Source organism: Limosilactobacillus sp. (assembly GCF_051873035.1).
Taxonomy (GTDB): Bacteria; Bacillota; Bacilli; order Lactobacillales; family Lactobacillaceae; genus Limosilactobacillus.
Window position 1 is genome coordinate 1 of sequence record NZ_JBJEEL010000072.1, and the last position, 17,526, is coordinate 17,526.

Annotated in this window: 12 protein-coding genes and 1 tRNA gene; all 13 read right to left on the minus strand. The window is 48.4% G+C overall.

The window, feature by feature from the left end; genetic code table 11:
- Window positions 1-101: 101 nt before the first annotated feature.
- The 13 genes from ACI31H_RS07395 to ACI31H_RS07455 all read right to left on the minus strand — a co-directional run bounded on the left by ACI31H_RS07395 (window position 102) and on the right by ACI31H_RS07455 (window position 17,523).
- Window positions 102-1,055, minus strand: coding sequence for a beta-galactosidase small subunit (locus tag ACI31H_RS07395; protein WP_439771344.1), 954 nt, complete (start codon window positions 1,053-1,055; stop codon window positions 102-104).
- Complete coding sequence (locus ACI31H_RS07400; protein WP_439771345.1) at window positions 1,039-2,988, minus strand: glycoside hydrolase family 2 TIM barrel-domain containing protein; 1,950 nt, start codon at window positions 2,986-2,988, stop codon at window positions 1,039-1,041. Before ACI31H_RS07400 ends, ACI31H_RS07395 begins: the two co-directional genes overlap by 17 nt.
- Window positions 2,989-3,123: 135 nt before the next feature.
- Window positions 3,124-3,209, minus strand: a tRNA-Leu gene (locus tag ACI31H_RS07405).
- A 58-nt stretch (window positions 3,210-3,267) separates the two neighbouring features.
- Entirely contained in the window at window positions 3,268-3,930 is a 663-nt protein-coding gene (locus tag ACI31H_RS07410) for a potassium channel family protein (protein ID WP_439771346.1), read from the minus strand.
- 8 nt (window positions 3,931-3,938) lie between these two features.
- The gene (locus ACI31H_RS07415) at window positions 3,939-5,234 is read right to left on the minus strand and encodes a TrkH family potassium uptake protein (protein ID WP_439771347.1); all 1,296 of its coding nucleotides are present in this window, start codon (window positions 5,232-5,234) and stop codon (window positions 3,939-3,941) included.
- A 67-nt stretch (window positions 5,235-5,301) separates the two neighbouring features.
- Complete coding sequence (locus ACI31H_RS07420) at window positions 5,302-5,763, minus strand: SprT family protein (protein ID WP_439771348.1); 462 nt, start codon at window positions 5,761-5,763, stop codon at window positions 5,302-5,304.
- Window positions 5,756-7,930: a Tex family protein gene (locus tag ACI31H_RS07425; protein WP_439771349.1), complete on the minus strand. Its 2,175-nt coding sequence runs from the start codon at window positions 7,928-7,930 to the stop codon at window positions 5,756-5,758. Before ACI31H_RS07425 ends, ACI31H_RS07420 begins: the two co-directional genes overlap by 8 nt.
- 17 nt (window positions 7,931-7,947) lie before the next feature.
- Window positions 7,948-8,775: an ammonia-dependent NAD(+) synthetase gene (gene nadE / locus ACI31H_RS07430; protein WP_439771350.1), complete on the minus strand. Its 828-nt coding sequence runs from the start codon at window positions 8,773-8,775 to the stop codon at window positions 7,948-7,950.
- A 15-nt stretch (window positions 8,776-8,790) separates the two neighbouring features.
- Window positions 8,791-10,254 (minus strand): nicotinate phosphoribosyltransferase, encoded by a 1,464-nt coding sequence (locus ACI31H_RS07435; RefSeq protein ID WP_439771351.1) that lies wholly within the window; start codon window positions 10,252-10,254, stop codon window positions 8,791-8,793.
- Window positions 10,255-10,363: 109 nt separating this feature from the next.
- Window positions 10,364-11,065 carry a GntR family transcriptional regulator gene (locus tag ACI31H_RS07440; RefSeq protein ID WP_439771352.1) on the minus strand — a complete coding sequence of 234 codons (702 nt, stop codon included), beginning with the start codon at window positions 11,063-11,065 and terminating at the stop codon, window positions 10,364-10,366.
- A gap of 156 nt (window positions 11,066-11,221) precedes the next feature.
- Entirely contained in the window at window positions 11,222-14,728 is a 3,507-nt protein-coding gene (locus ACI31H_RS07445) for a Cna B-type domain-containing protein (protein WP_439771353.1), read from the minus strand.
- Between the two features lie 398 nt (window positions 14,729-15,126).
- Window positions 15,127-15,846 (minus strand): aspartate/glutamate racemase family protein, encoded by a 720-nt coding sequence (locus ACI31H_RS07450; RefSeq protein ID WP_439771354.1) that lies wholly within the window; start codon window positions 15,844-15,846, stop codon window positions 15,127-15,129.
- A 27-nt stretch (window positions 15,847-15,873) separates the two neighbouring features.
- A complete protein-coding gene (locus tag ACI31H_RS07455) occupies window positions 15,874-17,523 on the minus strand; it encodes a TrkA C-terminal domain-containing protein (protein WP_439771355.1) in 1,650 nt (549 codons plus the stop codon).
- Between the last annotated feature and the right edge of the window lie 3 nt (window positions 17,524-17,526).

Here is a 17,526-nt window from a genome sequence, read left to right on the forward strand (position 1 = left end):
GTTTTTCTGTCCACTAAAATGTTCAACTTAAATTTTACAATCTGCCAAATAAAAATAAGTGACTGCGGGATTTCCCCGCAGCCACCTATTTTATTTCAAGGTTATTTGGCATTTAGGATAAAGCTAAAGTCGATATCTTGATCAGCCGGGATGTGGTAACGCTGCTCAACGTCAGCCCCCCAACTATCAATTCCACCGACACCACGAACTGCACCAGCAATTACTAACACTGTCCGCCGTTCTAATGGCAACTCCTCAATATGAGTAGCATTTTCTAATTCTTCTGCTGTGTATGGCAGGCAGCTAAAGGCAAACGGTGCTTGATCCTTGGCAACCTTTAACTGGAATGGTGTCGTAGAATGGTCAGCATTGTTCTGGGTAGTTTGCCGCGTAATGGTTACCCAGTCGGTGGCCATATGCATCCCGTTTTCCTGTGGAACCAGGTACTTAGCAACCGGCAGGCCCTTTACCTTGAAAGTCCCGTGGCTAGCACCGGCCATCCGGTCAGGGTAAGTTTCACCAGAAAGGCCCGCATATTCAAAGCCAGTCGCCGCCGTTGGCATAACCATCCGGATACCGAAGACTGGTAACTCTGGTAGGCCGGCCTTTCCACTATAGTGAGCGTGAACAGTAATTGGTCCACCAACTTCAACCGTGTACTCAACAGTAACCGTCGTGGATGGGACGGTTAAGGTTTCAAAGGTATAAGTGATTGATACTCGTTCTGCTGTTTCGTCATTACTGTAGTGGTTATTGTCGAGCGGTAGACCAGCGAAATCGTGGTCATCAACCTTAACACTGATGCCAACGCACTTCTGGAAATAGTCGGCACTTAACCATTGCGCCGACTTAACATTAAAACCGCTCCCCCGGTCATTATCGGTGGTTGCCCGCCAAAATGTTGGTGTTGGCGTCCGGTAGAGCCATTCCTTACCAGCAATTTTTAGTGATTCAAGGCCACCGCGTTCATAGGAAAAGATGTAGTGGAAATCGTCGCCACCAACACCCAGTGAACCGTCACCATAGATAACGTGTAATTTATTTGTGTAAGCCATAGTAGTACCGTACCTCCTGCATTGCCGGCTTTGGTGTCCGATCAGCGAACATCAAGCCATCACCTGAAAACTCATAGTCTGAATGCCGGTCATCAAAGTCACCGCCGTAGCGCATTACCATCCGACCACTGACGGGGTCTTTGACTTGGAGTGCCTGATCGATAAAGTCCCAGATAAAGCCCCCAAAGTATTGAGGGTACTTATCCAACAACTCAATGTAAGAGCCCATTCCACCATCAGAATTACCCATGTCATGCATGTATTCACACTCCATGAACGGCTTATCCGGATTATTTTGGAGATACTCTTCAACTTGCTTTGGCGGCAGGTACATCCAGCTTTCCACATCCGAAATCTGGTCACGGTAGTCCTTCGTTCCGCCAGCCGGTAAGTAGGTATCCTTAGCTAGGCTCGGGATCTGCTTACTGTAATCGTGAGTATGGCAAACGCCCTCGTAGTGAACCAACCGACTGTCATCGTGTTCCTTGTAAAAGCGTCCCATTGCCGCAATATTATCACCAGCAAAGGACTCGTTCCCCAGTGACCAGAAGAGAATGGCCGGGTGGTTCTTAAAGGTTTCATAGTTGGTCCGGGCCCGGTCAACTACGACTTCTTTCCATTGGGGAACCGAGCCGGGAACATTATAGGAAGGGTCAACCTTGCCCATCTTCTGCCAAGTAGCGTGTGACTCCAGGTTATTTTCCGCCATCATGTAGATACCATTGTCATCACATAGTTGGTACCAAGGTAACTGGTCAGGGTAGTGACAAGTCCGGACCGCATTAATATTATTTTCTTTAAAGGTCTTAATGTCACTTTCCATATCGGCCATCGTAACGGACCGACCGCGCTGGTCATCCCATTCGTGCCGGTTAACCCCGTTGATAATAAGTCGTTGACCGTTCAACAGGACGACGTGGTCCGCATTAATTTCAATCCGCCGGAAGCCAAAGCGGTACGGAACCAGTTCAATTAACTGGCCCTGCTGGTCTTTAACTTCAACGAAGAGTTGATAGAGGTAAGGATTATGATTATCCCAAAGGTGGATTCCCTTTAGTGCGACCTCGTCAGTTGAAACCTGTTCAGCGACTGGTTTAGTCTGATCGACCAAGATCTTGCCGTCCGCGTCTTTAACGAGGACATGGACCTCCCCGGCCTGCTCACCAGCCAGCTGCAAATCCAAGTTGAAGTGACCGTCCTGATAGCCATCATCAACCGTTGGCCGGATGGTCAGATCTTCCACGTGGGTGACTGGCTGGGCCATCAATTCAACGGACCGGAAAATCCCGGAGAAGCGGAACATATCCTGGTCTTCAATCCACGAAGCTGTGCTGTGCTTAAAGACTTCAACCGCCATCACGTTTCCTTCATCCTGAATATATGGCGTCAGGTCAAATTCTGAAGGGGTGAAGCTATCTTCGGCATAACCAACGAAGTGGCCGTTTAGCCACAGGTACATTGACCGTTCAACACCCTCGAAACGGACACGGATACTCTTGCCCCGCAGGTCTGGTGCCAGATCAAATTCCTTCCGGTACATGCCAACGGTGTTATCAGCCCCCTGGCTAAACGAACCCGCTTCTTTATTCTGACCATCAACCGCGTAGGCTGGCCGCCGGTAAATCTTCCCTTCCCAAGGGATCAGGGTATTGATGTAATTATTTTGAGCATAGTCACTTAGCTCGATTTCGCTTGGGACTTCAATCTGGTCAAAGTCACTACTATCTAAGTCGGGAGCAAAGAAATTCTCCTGCCGCTCTTGGGGATTAGCGGCAAACTTAAACTGCCACTGACCATCGAGGGACTGGACAAAGCGACTGTCATGATGAAGCCATTCAGTATAGTTACCATAGAAGTGGTGGTCACTATGTGCTGGCAACTGGTTAACCCGGAACGTCTCCGGGTCATCTAACCACTTGATATCTGCATCCATTAACGAAAACCTCCTTATGAAATCGTACACTTTAAGTATAGCGCTTTCATTTTAAGGAAGATAGTAAACAAAATTTTATTTTAGTAAAAATAAAAAAACACCCGACCGGTAAAACCAGTCAGGTGTTTTTAGTAGTGCGGCCAAGAGGACTTGAACCTCCACGGTCTAAAACGACCATAAGATCCTTAATCTTACGCGTCTGCCAATTCCGCCATGGCCGCATCAACAAATAGTATTATAGCAAGCCGACTACTTGTTGACAAGTACTTTTTTTATTTTTTAGTGAAATAACTTGAGAATTACCTGGGCACTGCCGCTCACCAGTAAGGTGGTCCCGGTGGTCAGCCGCTCTTCCGGGTCAATGTGGGTAGAAACCTGGCCCCCGATCGGCTTTATACCGACAATGTTCAGGTCGTACCGTCGTCGGGCATCAATCTCGACTAGGGAACGCCCCACCCAAGCGGCCGGTACCTCAATTTCAAAGATCGCATTGTTCTGGTCGAGCCGGGTATAGTCCAGGATGTGGGGTGAACTATACCGATAGGCCAGCCAGGTGGCATCCTGACGCTCCGGATAAATCGTTTGGTCGGCACCGTTGCGCAGTAAAAACTGCTCATGCATGGCCGAACTAGCCCGGGCAATCACTTTGACCGCTCCAAGATCCTTTAATAGCCACGTCGTTTCTAAGGAGGCCTCAAAGTCCCCGCCGATGGTGACAACGCAGAGGTCAAAGTTATTAACACCACATCCGCTTAAAAAGTCTGTACTAGTTGTATCACCAATCAGCCCACGGGTTAAGACATCCGCTGCTGATGCTACCCGGTCTTCAACCTTGTCAATCCCCATCACATCAATACCTAATTCATTGAACTTCCGTGCGGCATGGTAGCCAAAACGCCCCAGGCCGACTACTAATACTGAACTAATTTTATCTTTTGCCATTTTTCCTCCTAACCAACATTGACTGTTTCCGCCGGGTAATGGGCATGAAATTTCTGGGTATGACTGCCGACCGCAAAGACCACTGTCAGACTGCCCACCCGACCGATAAACATCAAGGCTACTAAAATCATACGACTACTAAGGTGGAGGGCTGGGGTTACACCGAGAGTTAGCCCCACCGTATTTAGTGCCGATGCACATTCAAATAACGTGGTCAGCAGGGGCAAGTGTTCTAGTCCACTAATTACCATTGCGGCCCCGTTTAACAAGAAGAGGTATAACGAAAAAATGGCTGCCGCCCGGAAAACCGTCGGCGGTGCAATCCGGCGACCATAAGCCGTCACCTCACGCTGGCGTAGAATAACCGCTAAACAGGCACTAAAGAGTACGCTTACGGTTGTCAGCTTAACTCCCCCGGCCGTTGATCCGGTACCACCGCCCGCCAGCATTAAAATGATTGTCATCATTTTTCCATTATCCGTTAGGTGGTCAAGAGGGACCGTATTAAAACCGGCCGTCCGTGGACTAACCGTTTGAAAGAGGGCCGCTAATAAACGTTGTTTAAATGGTAGGGAAGTAAATTCACAGCTAAAAAAATAAATGGTTGGTACAACAATAAGGACCGCCGAGGCCGTCAATACCAGCTTACTCTGCAAACTGTACCGGCGAATGTGCCAGCCATGGTTACGAACATCAATCCACGTAATAAAACCAATCCCACCGATTAGGATCAGTAACATGATTACCAAGTTTAACTGAACATTACCAGCATAGGCCATCAGCGACTGGTACGGCCGGTTAGTGCTCAAAAGGTCAAAGCCCGCATTACAAAAGGCCGAAATCGCGTGGAATACCGCTTCGCCGAGGCCCCGCCACCAGCCGAACTGGGGAACGAAAACCGGTAGCAATAATAGGGCCCCACAGAGTTCCACCATCCCGGCCACCAAAATAATGAACTGGGTTGAGCGGATTACCCCACCGATCCTAGATGCCGACAATGACTCCTGCATTAGTGTTCGCTCCCGGAGACCAATCTGCTGCCGGCGAAACGCCCGGATACCGATCACAACGGTGACGACCCCGAGGCCGCCAATTTGAATTAACGCTAAAATGACTAGCCGGCCAAAAAGCGTCCAATAGGTTGCGGTATTATGCACCACCAGGCCCGTTACACAGGCCGCCGAGGTAGCGGTAAAGAGTGCATCAGTAAAACTCGCTCCCTGACCATTCTTAGTGGCAATTGGCAACATTAAAAGCAGTGTTCCGCTGATAATTAGCCCGCCAAAGGTGATTGAAATTACCAAAAAGGGACTTACCCCACGTACACTATTTTTCTTGACAAAAGGCACCGTTTATTATCCCCAATCTCCGTTAATTTCTTTGTGATAACAGCTTAAAATGGTGGCCACAACGACGACATACATATCGTTGCGTATTAAACCGGCGTTGCCGAGCAATCACGACACCACAGCCCGTACACTGGTATCGCCAACGACGCTTGTTGTTCCTCCGCGCCCGACTCGTCGGCGGTGCATAGCGTGAACCTCCCACCTGCGCTAGTAGAGTTCGAAAAGCGACGCTCCGGTGGCGGTAATCTTGACCAGTCTGGTGGAGGTGGTAATGACAAAGCTCATGCAACACCACCCTTTTAAGATTCTCCAGGTCAAATTCGGTATACATCAAGGGGTTAATATCAATGTGGCCATCTGCCAAGTGGTAGCGTCCCCCAGTGGTGCGGAGGCGCCGGTTAAAGAAGATTTGATGAACAAATGGCCGGTGAAAGTACTCCACCGACCACTGTTCAGTTAATTTTTGTAATTCCTGGTTATTCATTCGTATCCGCCGGCTTCAACATGGTCAACTGGATACGTTGCCGCTTCAAATCAACGCTGTCAATCCATACATCAACAATATCGCCCACGGCAACCACCGACCGGGGGTCCCGCGTAAACTTCTTAGTCATCTTCGAGATGTGCACCAGGCCATCATGCTTGACCCCAATATCCACGAAGGCACCAAAGTCGACCACGTTACGGACGGTTCCCTGCAACTGCATCCCCGGCTTTAAGTCCTCGATGGTCATCACATCATGGCGGAGTAGCGGTGCTGGCATCGAATCACGAAGGTCCCGGCCCGGCTTTTGCAGGGACGCCACAATATCATTAACCGTCGCTTCACCGGCTTTATCCGTCGTAAAGTCCGTCACATTCAGCTTCTTTAACCGCTTAGTAGCTGCCGGCGTACCGAGGTCGGCAACCGCAACGGCGGCCTTCTCCATCATCTTGGCCGCAATCGGATAACTCTCTGGGTGAACATCCATATTATCTAACGGGTTTTCTCCATTAACAATCCGTAAAAAGCCCACGGACTGTTGGTAAGCTTTCGGTCCGAGCCGCGGTACCTTCTTTAACTGCTTACGGTTGGTATAACGGCCATTGTCATCACGATACTTAACGATATTTTTCGCGATCGTTTTGTTTAGTCCCGAAATTTGGCTCAATAACTGATAACTGGCCGTATTAAGGTTAACCCCAACACGGTTAACGGCTCGTTCGACGACGGCATCCAATTCGCCACTGAGTTCCTTTTTCGGCAGGTCATGCTGGTATTGACCAACCCCGATTGACTGGGGATCAATCTTAACTAATTCGGCTAACGGATCTTGCAAACGGCGGCCAATACTAATGGCACTCCGCTGCTCCACGTGTAGGTCGGGGAATTCGTCACGGGCTTCTTGGCTGGCGGAATAAACCGATGCCCCGGCTTCATTAACAATGACGTAGTAGATCGGGCGGTTAATCTTTTTTAAAGCATTAGCGACAAATTGCTCCGACTCCCGGCTGGCAGTCCCGTTACCAATTGCAATCATTTCAACATGGTACTTCTCCAAGAGGTCAATAAATTCACCCTCAGCCGCGGCCCGCTGCTTTTCCGGCGCTGGCTTATGGGGGAAGATAACCGCCTTGGTCAAAAACTTACCATTCTCGTCTAAAACGGCTAACTTACAGCCGGTACGGTAGGCGGGGTCAAAGCCCAGGACAACCTTGCCCTTAATCGGCGCCTGCATTAACAGGTGGTATAGGTTCTCGCCAAAGACCTTAATTGCCTGTTGATCCGCGTTGGCCGTTAGTTGCCGGTGGAGTTCACGCTCAATCGCCGGACCCAGGAAGCGTTTATATGAATCAGTGGCGGCCGCCATAATAAAGGCAGTCGCGTCATTAGACTTACTAGTCCGGATTAGGCGGAACTTTAAATAGTTAAGGACGGCGTCTTCATCGACGGATACCTTCACACTTAGTACGCCCTCTTTTTCACCCCGGTTAATCGCCAGGATCTGATATGAACTAAGGTCCTTAACGGCACTTGCGAAGTCGTAGTACTGCTGGTAAGTCTTTAGCTCGTCCTTTTCTTCGCCACCCTTTTTAAGGCTAGTCACCACTTGCCCGTGGTTATTAGTATAACTACGTAACCAGGAGCGCACCGTTACCATCTCACTAATCGCTTCGGCTAAGATTTCATGAGCCCCCGCGAGCGCATCCGCCGCTGTTGCTACGTCAGCATTGGTAAATTCAGCTGCTTTCACCGTCAGGTCACCATCAGGATAGTTTAACAGCCAATTAGCCAGCGGTGCTAGCCCAGAGTCACGGGCCTTTTGCGCCTTAGTTTGACGCTTTTGCTTATACGGCAAGTAAAGGTCTTCAACCGTCTGCAGGTCGGTAGCGTCTTTAATCTGCTTTTCGAGGGCCGCCGTCAGCTTTCCCTGCTCCTTAATCTTATTGATTACCGTTTCCTGCCGTTCCCGCAAACTCGTGACGTGACGGTACTGGTCCCGAATTGCCTGTAACTGAACTTCATCAAGAGTACCAGTCATTTCCTTTCGGTAACGGGCAATAAAGGGGATCGTGTTCCCCGCGTCCATTAATTTAAGCGCCGCGTCAACCTGCTTAGTGCGTAAATCAGGTAGTTGCTGGCTAACGAGTTGAACTGTTTGTTGATCCATTGAATCCTCCGTCTAAGTTACTTCCACCAGGTATCAGCAGGTGCAATCGGCTGGTGACGCTTATGCTGGGTACGCAGGTACCAGGCCTCAATCTTTTCAGCAGCCGCATCGTCCACCTGGTGTCCTTCCAGGTAATTATCGATCTCTTCGTAACGAACGCCCAAGGCTTCTTCATCCGGCCGCATCGGCTGGTCGTCCTCAAGATCGGCTGTCGGCACCTTTTCATATAAGGATTGCGGGGCGTTAAGGTATGCTAACAGTGCCTTCCCCTGGCGTTTATCCAAACCGGACAGCGGCGTTATGTCGGCACCACCATCACCAAATTTGGTATAAAAGCCGGTTACTGCTTCGGCCGCGTGGTCCGTCCCCACTACGGCACCGTGATTGGCACCCGCAATGGCATATTGGACAATCATCCGTTCCCGGGCCTTGATATTTCCCTTGTTAAAGTCACTGATTGTGGCTCCGGCTGCTTCTACGGCACCTACCATTGCGTCCGTACTGGACTTGATATTTACCCGCATGGTCTGGTCAGGTTTGATAAAGTCATTGATCGCCTTCATCGCATCCGATTCATCAGCCTGTTCACCGTATGGTAAGCGAACGGCAATGAATTGGTAGTGCTTAGCTGGTTCCGCCTGCCGGCACTGTTCAACCGCTAGCTGGCATAAACGGCCAGCTAATGATGAGTCTTGTCCACCGGAGATTCCTAGAACTAAGGTCGTCATCCCCGTCTTGTGAAGGAATTCTTGGATAAAGTCAACCCGTCGTTGAACCTCTGTAGCAGGGTCAACTTGGGGATGAACTCCTAGTGCCTTAATAATCTTTGCTTGCAATTCACGCATTGCTCTTCCTCCTTATTACTTTAGCCCCTTAACATACTTATTAACGCGGTGGATTAGTTCCATCTTGTTGTCATAGCAGCGCTTGGAAAGGTCAACCGGGTAAACTTCAGGGTTAAGGTCCCGCTTGTATTCGTCCCAAAGTGCCGCTAGACTAGCCGTCCGGTGGTCACGAATTTCCTCTAGGGATGGCTCATTGTAGACAAACTGTCCGTCTTTCCAGATATCTTTAAGCATTGGCCGGGCGGTAAAATCACTGACGTCCTTTTGTTGGAGTGGGAAGTTCGGGTTAAACATGTTGAGGCTATCCAGCTTACGGGGATCCTCGTCTGCTAAGGTAATGTAGTCCCCTTCGCTCTTACCATCAATCCGGTCGTTAATCCGCCAAACCTGTTTCTTCCCCGGCGTAGACATCTTGCTGACATTATTAGAAATCTTGATGGTATCAACCATTTCGCCATCTTCGTTTTCAAAGGAAACCATCTTATAAACGGCCCCCAGAGTTGGCTGGTCATAAGCTGTGATTAGCTTAGTCCCAATTCCCCAGACATCAATTTTGGCCCCCTGCATCTTCAGGTTCTGGATGGTCTTTTCATCCAAGCCATTAGAAGCAAAGATTTTCGCATCTGGGAAACCAGCCTCATCCAGCATCGTCCGCACCCGCTTAGAAAGGTAGGCCATGTCACCACTGTCGATCCGAACCCCTTGGAAGTTAATCTTATCGCCAAATTCCTTGGCAACCCGGATCGCATTCGGCACCCCACTTTTAAGCGTGTCAAAGGTATCAACTAAGAAGACGCAGTCATGGTGCGTCAGTGCGTATGCCTTAAAGGCCTTATAGTCACTCATGTAAGCCTGAACCAGGGCATGGGCGTGCGTCCCTGAAATCGGAATACCGAAGAGTTTACCGGCCCGGACGTTACTCGTCGCGTTAAAGCCGCCGATGTAAGCCGCCCGTGTTCCCCAAATCGATGCATCAAATTCTTGAGCCCGACGAGAACCAAATTCCATGATACTCTGGTCACCAACGACGGACCGAATCCGCGAAGCCTTGGTGGCAACCGTAATTTGATAATTAAGGATATTCAGGATGGCTGTTTCAACCAGTTGGCCTTCTAAAATCGGTGCATCGATTTGTAAAATCGGCTCGTGGTTAAAGACAAAGTCCCCCTCTTCAAAGCTACGCAAGGAACCAGTGAATTTAAAATCACGCAGGTATTCCAGGAAGCCATCATCAAATTGCCCCGTGGACTTCAGGTAATCAATGTCGCTAGCAGTAAAGTGGAGGTTCTTAATGTAGCGAATGATGTGGTCTAAGCCGACATAAACAGCGTAACCGTTACTAAATGGCATCTTACGGAAGAAGGCTTCGAAAACCGCGCGCCGGTTTCCCATCCCCTGCTTCCAAAAGGTCTGCATCATGCTTAGTTCATAGGCGTCAGTGTGTAGGGCGAGGCTATCGTCCGGATAATTGTATTTCATTACTTTCTAATATTCCCTTCAAAAATCTGACAACAGTTAATACGGCTAATAGAATTCAGCCGCCTTTCGATTGCTATTAATATAACAACATTCCCGAATAGAATAAAGGCTATTTTTCTAGGACAAATTCAAAACGGGAGCCCACATATTGGGTATGAACGTATTCAAACGGCCGCCCATCTTGTAAGTATGATAACTGGGTCATCTGTAACAGGGGGTCCCCCCGTTTAATTTGCAAGTAGGTGGCGATCCGTTCGGTTGCCTTAGTGGCCGAAATATGCTGGGTGGCGTGTCCCGGGTACAGGTGGGCCTTTTGTTCCAGAGTCCGGTAAAACGATGTCGTGATTTCTTCCCGACTGAACTTCTTAACTAATTTTGCCGGGACGGTCGCAATCTCATAACAGATTGGAACACCGTTACCCGAACGAATCCGTTCCATCCGTAGTACCTGATCTCCTGGTGCTAACTGCAGTTTCTCAATCTCAGTTTGTGACGGGACCGTCAGGTGGTAGGAGATGGTCTTACTCGATGGTGTTTTCCCGGCCGCCAGCATCAACTCGGTAAAACTGGTCACCCCGGCCATCTTTTCTTGGACCTTACGGTTAGCCACAAAGGTTCCTGAGCCAACACGGCGTTCTAAAATTCCCTCATCAACCAGGGCCTGGATCGCCTGTCGCAATGTCATCCGACTGACATCAAAATGACTAGCCAGTTCCCGTTCCGCCGGAATTTTCTGTCCAACGTGCCACTTACCACTTTCAATGTTCTCGCGCAGTTGATTATGGATCTGAATGTAAACCGGTGAACCCATATTAATCTTCCTCCTTACGCCAATTTCAGTACAACAATACTAACCGCTATATTTTAACACTTTTGAAATAGACTAGACCAATCATATGAAAGGTTAACCATGAAAAATAAAAATACCCACGACCACATTTCAAAATAGGTCGTGAGCATTGATTAATTAAGAGCGCTTAACTGCTAAACCAAGGGCCATTTCACCAAGAAGAATTCCTAGACCTAGGATAGCGAGCGGGTCGCTATTACCAGTCTGTGGAAGTTCCCCACTTGTCTTTTCAGGTTGCGGTTGATTGTGTTGTGGAACCACTGGCCGGCTTGGTGTAACTGGCTGACCCGGCACGAAAGGTTGCCCTGGCTGCCCCGGAGTTGCGGGAACACTTGGTGTATCAGGTTTCCCGGGAACACTTGGGACGTGGGTATTAGTAATTACCAAATTGTCACCATCACGAGTAACGACACTTTGGTAACCACTTGGTACATTGACTTCCTTAACCGTGTAAGAAATTACTTGACCACGACTATTAACTGGCAACTTGCTAAAGGAGGCTGTCCAGTCATTAGCAGCGCTCAATTGAGTTTCAGCGACTACTTGACCGTTAGCCAGGAGTTGGACTGTGATTGTCGTTGGCCGTAAACCGTCCTGGTTATTAGCATCGTTCCAAACCTTCTTGACGTTAACCGTCGTGACTGCTGGAACGTGAGTATTGGTGATCGTATCACCATTAACTCGTGACTGGTAACCATTAGGGATGTTAACCTCTTGCCATTCATAGTCGACTAATTGACCATCGGCAAATTGTGCTAAGTTCGTGATAAATGCCGTCCAATTATTTTGGGCAGAGAGCTCGACCGTCTTAACAACTTTACCGTTAGCCAACAGATTAACCATAATCGAAGCCGGACGCAGGCCATCCTGGTTATTACCATCAATCCACTGCTTGGTTACCATCTTAGTAATAGTGGCCGGTGTGTGTGCGTTAGTAATCGTGTCACCGTCAACTGTTGCCGTGTAGCCAGTTGGTACGTTAACTTCCCGCCACGTGTAAGTAACTTCCTTACCATTAGCGTATTCAGCTAAGCCAGATAGACCGCCACGCCAATTATTACCAGCGTTTAGTGTGACCGTTTGGCCGGTGGCCTGGCCATCTGCTAGTAACTCGACCGTTACTGAGTCCGGACGCAGGCCATCCTGGTTGTTACCGTCGACCCAGACCTTGTTTACAGCCTTATCAACGGTCGCCGGTGTGTGGGTGTTAGTGATCGTGTCACCATCAACCGTTGCCGTGTAGCCAGTTGGCACATTAGCTTCTCGCCACGTGTAAGTAATCTTCTTACCATTAGCGTATTCAGCTAAACCGGACAGACCGCCACGCCAGTTATTACCAGCGTTTAGTGTGACCGTTTGACCAGTTGCCTGACCATCTGCCAGTAACTCGACCGTCACTGAACCTGGCCGCAGACCGTCCTGGTTGTTACCGTCGACCCAGACCTTGTTTACGGCCTTATCAACGGTCGCCGGTGTATGAGTATTAGTGATTGTAAAGCCGTGCTCAGCATCACCGCTAACCGTACTAGTGTAACCATTAACCGCCTTTTCTTGAACCGTATAAACAATTGCTTGACCGTTCTTAGTAACCGCTAAGTTATCAAAGCTGGCTGCCCAATTATTAGTAGCATCTAAGGTGACCGTTTGGCCGGTTGCTTGACCATCTGCCAGTAACTCGACCGTCACTGAACCTGGCCGCAAACCATCTTGATTATTATCATCGGCCCAGATTTTATTAACAGCGACACTAGTGGTTGTCGGCTTAGCTGGCGTGTACGTGTTCGTAATGGTATTAGTTTGGTCATCATAACGAGCCGTATAGCCAGTGGGTACATTTGCTTCCCGCCAGGTGTAACTAATCTTATTACCGTAAATATCATAGACGGGCAGATCAGCAAGTGATCCTTGCCAGTTATTACTATTATTTAAAACCAATTGTTGGTTAGTCTTAACATTATTCTGGTATAAATCAACGGTAATGGAAGTTGGCCGGGCCCCATCATGGTTGTGATCATCGTTCCAAACCTTCTTGACATTAACCGGTGCAACATAAGTGTTAACCGTGTTATAGCCATTGTAAGTAGTGACGTAATTAGCAACGGGTTCTTCGACAACCCGATACCTGATTTGGGCACCAGTTTCACCTTCACGGTAACGCCGTAGGTTGGTGAAGACATATTCCCAATTTTGCGAAGCGTCGGTTGTAACGGTTCTGATCGGGGTAGGGTTATCATCTGCATATAAGTCGATGGTAATGGAAGTCGGCCGTTGCCCAGCCGCATTATTACCATCATTCCATGTTTTAGTACCCTGAATATTAAAATTAGAGATACTACCAGACCCATTGCTAGAATGGATTTGCATGGTTTGGTTGTAGTAAACCGGCTCGTTGTTGGTTGACTTTAAAACAGCATTATTGCCAATAATTGTTCCATTGGCTGGCTGCTCAGCAACTGGTAATTGATTTACTGGAACCCACTTTTTACCATTGGCATCATATGCCAGTAAGCGGTAAAAAACAACAAAGCCCTGGCCATCAACTGCATCCCCAAAATCAAGCGTAAAGCTCCGACCATCACTAGCAATCACTGGCCGAATACTACCATCGTATTCGAGAGACCCATTGCTCCAGTTTCCATTTGCATAGGTCCACGTCGTCCGGTAAACCAAGAAACTATCCGGATCATAGCGATAACCGGGAGTAGTTAACTGGTCATTAATTGTCGTACCATTAATACCGCGCCTTGCTCCGGGATTAATCCGTAAAGCATAGGTCAGGTTACCATGGGTAATATCATCTGGTGTGTAGTACGACGGGTTGGTATCGTTCGGGTTCGACTTGTCCGGCCCTAAAGTATCATTGTAAGAATACTTACTAAATACTTCATCTGGTTTAACCGTCCCCGGGGTATAAATAAAGCTTCCGGCAAGCTTATTTTCCCCATTGACGCTAATGTTAATCGGGGTTTCCTTATTGGCCGGTACCTTAGTCGTATCAACATTCATTTGAATATTAAATGCCCCTTTAGCATCACTACCAACGCTATTAAAGACCACCCGACCGGTATTATCCGCACTGTTAACCGTTACGTTGGCAATCACCGTACCAGTACTTTGGTCCACAACCGGGAATTGCTCATCCGGCACCCGGAGACCGCTTGGTAAGGTGAAGTCAAAGTAATCGCCGTTTTTCACGTCTTGACCACTAAAATCGAAGCCGAAGTTAATATTAAAAGGCGTAAATTGATCAATTGTCGTATTATCACTTAACGGTTGACCGTTAACGGTAACATGAAGATCAACCTTAGTTGCCGTCAACTGATTACCCTGATCATCGCCTTGCGAATCCGTCGGCGAAGTGGTATTGCCTGGTCCAGCAGGATTATTCGCCGGAGTAGTAGAAGTAGTCGCCCCTTCAGTTTGACCAGGAGCCGTTGACGATACCGGGCTAGCTTGATCCACTGATTGATTAGTCGTTGCTGCCGATGCCGGTACCTGTGCTACCACTGGCGCGTCATTTGCCCCTGCCGCTTTAGCAGGTGTGGCCAGGAAAAACGCGATAAACATCAAAATAAGTGCAAGCAGCATTCTTATCGGTTGATTACGTTTTACTATCTTTAGCATTTTTGATTTCACCTCCCTTTATCTGAAATTACCCTCAAAACATCAAGTTACGCTTAATATTTTAAAGGGCCAAGAATCAGGTTACACCGGACATTAGACGTTTTCAATCCAAAAAATCAAATTTCTACGTTTAAATTAAAAGGCACTTATCGCTGTTTTACTTAATTTCGAATAGTGTCTAATTAGTTTTGCTAATTAGACTAACATAGTTGCCCCTAAAACTAAATCTGGCTACCAAAAAGGGACTGACTTAAGTCTGTTATCTCGATTAGAACGCGGTACACAAATGGCCTCAAGCATTCAGGAAACCTGAACGCTTGAGGCCATTTGTGCTCGCGGGAGTTCCAGGGGCTAGCTTCGCGTCGAAAGACGAAGTCGGCCCACTCCCCTTTTACTATTTAATTATTTGTCCGTCCTTCAAGTTCCATCCCCTTCTCCAGGGACCGGTCCACAATGATGGATTGCGAATCGGCAACGGGGAACTCAGTTTCTGGATTCATTTCCTGGGCATACGACAATTCCGTGCACCCTAGAATTACCACATCGGCGCCTTCCTCTTCCACCATCCGCCGAACTAGCCCGTGGAACTTTTGCCCATCCGAGTGACCGGCTTCTTTGATGTCGTGATAGATTAGGTCCTCCGTCATATCAACAATTTCTGGCGTCGGTTTTACTTCTTCGTAACCCGCCTTTTTAATGTAGTCATCATATAACCCGGCTTCAACAGTGCCCCGGGTAGCCAGCAAGCCAACCTTCTTAGCATCCGGCTTGATCCGCTTAATCTCTTTAACAGTCTCTTCCAACATGTTAAGGATTGGAATATCAGTCGCCGCCTGCAGCTGATCAAAGGCATAGTGGGCAGTATTACAAATTAAAACAAAGAAGGCCGGTTTTAACAGCGATTGCTGTTTAATATCTTCAATCAGGTCCAGGTTATAATTAGGCTTACTGTGGTCTAAAATCCACGTGGTTCGGTCCGGAACACTGGCGTGATTAACCACCAGGTAATCTAGGTAATCCTGGTCGCGGTGAATCGGGGTCCGCTGGTCTAAAAGCCGGACATAACTTTCAGTTGCCAAAGTACCCATTCCACCAAGAACTGTAAAAAACTTTTTCATTAACTATTATCCGCCTTTCTTTTTTCATTAGGCTAGCAGCGCCACAAAAATTGGTCCCAACAGGGTGATGCCAATATTGCCGACCACGAAGGCGGGAGTAAAGGCTGCCGCAAAGTAGGCGCCCCCTTCTGGCCCCGCTTTTTGAATAACTTCACTCATTGACGCCGCACTCGTACCGGAACCGGCTAATGCACCGATTAGTGCTAATGGTTCGATTCGTAAAACGTAACGACCAAACAACAAGGTCAACAGGTGGGGAGCAATCGTAATAATCGCTCCCACAATCAATACACCAAAACCAAGGCTCTTAACTGCCGAAGTAAACGCCTGTGCTGACTGCAAGCCAACCGTTCCAACAAAGATCGTCAGACCAACACTTTGACAAAATGAAGTCACCGTCTCGGGAATCGACTTGTAGTCATGGTGGCGGTTGATCCACGAACTAAGTACCAGGCCCATGATGAGTGCCGCCGTTCCGTTACCCAGCTGAAGTGGGATACCATTTAATTTTAATCCAACAATCCCCAAAAGGGAAGCACCACCGATTCCTAGGGCAAAGAGTGAATAATTAATGGCATTTTCACTCGTCTGCCACCGGCCCATCTGGTGGAGGATATTAGCAGTCCGCGAAGTATTACCGGTTAAGGCAATGACGTTCCCCGACTGGAGCTGGTTAATTAACTGTTCATTCCCCGTATTCGGGTCTTGGATATTAATAAAGACACCGTGCTGACGTAAAATAGCCAATTGCACCGGCTTAAAGCCCTTTCCTAAAACAAACTTCCGTTCACGCGGCGCATTGGTGGGGGTCAGGACTTCTTTAATCCCCTTAATACCATGAAGACGGTCAAAGTGGACCGCATAACCAATTACGGTTACCAGGTCGCCCGGTTTAATTTCATATTCAAGGTGGTCCGTCATTTCGTGACCATGAAAAACTGCTAATGCAATCAGGTGGTAGTTTGACCAGCGATTAAACTGGACGATCGTCTTACCGACAAGTGGTGAGTCAGCGGCAATCAGGTAGGTCCGCCGCCAGGTTGGGTTAGGATTCTTAGCATGGAAGTGGTATTTCCAGGCCATCAACGGTCCCTGTTCTTCAATGGAAATCCGCATGATCTTCGGGGCGATGTCACGAAGAAAAATAATTACCCCTAGGGTCCCAAAGACGTATGTTAGGGCATAGGCGACTGGTAGCTGCGCCTCATAGGTTGCCTTAACTGCTTTACTGACCGGTAATGCCCCGATCGTCTGCAATGAACTGGCAACGGTTGCTGACTGGGTTAAAGAACCGGAGATAATCCCAGCCGCAATGCCCGGCCCAATCTTAAAGGCAACAAACAGCCCCCAGGAAACCAGGAAGGCCGTCAACATCCAAAAAAGGCTGGCAAACACAATCCGGACTCCAAACAGTTTGAGGCTAACTAATAGCTGGGGGCCGATCCGGTAACCAACCGAGAACATGAAGGCCCCAAAAAAGATGGTCCCCAGCATTTCATTTCGGGGGAAGGCCCCAATTTGTCCCACAATTAGGGTCACGATTAGGGTCCCCACCGTCGCCCCAATGTTGAAGCGGCCTGCTATCTTGTAACTTCCGATGGCAAATCCGAGCGCTACACAGATAAATAGTGTAAACGTCTGGTTTTCAACCATGAAGTGAACGATTGAATTTATCATCTA